Source organism: Bremerella sp. JC817 (assembly GCF_040718835.1).
Classification (GTDB): domain Bacteria; phylum Planctomycetota; class Planctomycetia; order Pirellulales; family Pirellulaceae; genus Bremerella.
Genome location: NZ_JBFEFG010000049.1, coordinates 1 through 483 on the forward strand (window position 1 = coordinate 1; position 483 = coordinate 483).

Here is a 483-nt window from a genome sequence, read left to right on the forward strand (position 1 = left end):
GGGGCCGCGTCGGATTACACGCTCTACAGCGAGGGGGGGTTCGATGTCAGCCTGACCCGATGCGCGATGGAGGCGTTCCCGGGCCAGCACTTCGTGCGGCTCAATCAGTCGCAACGTTCACACGTCGCGCACTGTTACCGCAATGAGAGTCCCTACCCGATTACGAGGACCTGGTTCACACCGCGGCACCAGACTCGTTTTTTCGTCGTGACCGACTCGTCCGGCGACAATTTGCAGACGGTGATCGGCAGCACCACGGAACACCATACCGGAAAAAGGGGCGATCACCGTGTGCGCGTGGGTGAAAGCCAACAGCCGACCACGCTGGGCTGCGATTGCCAAGCATTGGTCCATTGCGTCGATCCAAAGCATTCTGGTCGACCACGCGGGCAATTTGCCGGGCACGCTTGGCGGCGTCCATATAACTGGTCAGCGTAAACGGGCCGACTTCCCCTTCACGATGGCAAACAACGCAGTTGGCGT

General features: G+C 60.7%; 1 protein-coding gene. It reads left to right on the forward strand.

The window, feature by feature from the left end; genetic code table 11:
• Positions 1 to 438: hypothetical protein (locus tag AB1L30_RS00245; protein ID WP_367011355.1), on the forward strand; the 438-nt coding region annotated here is incomplete at its 5' end.
• Positions 439 to 483 lie beyond the last annotated feature (45 nt).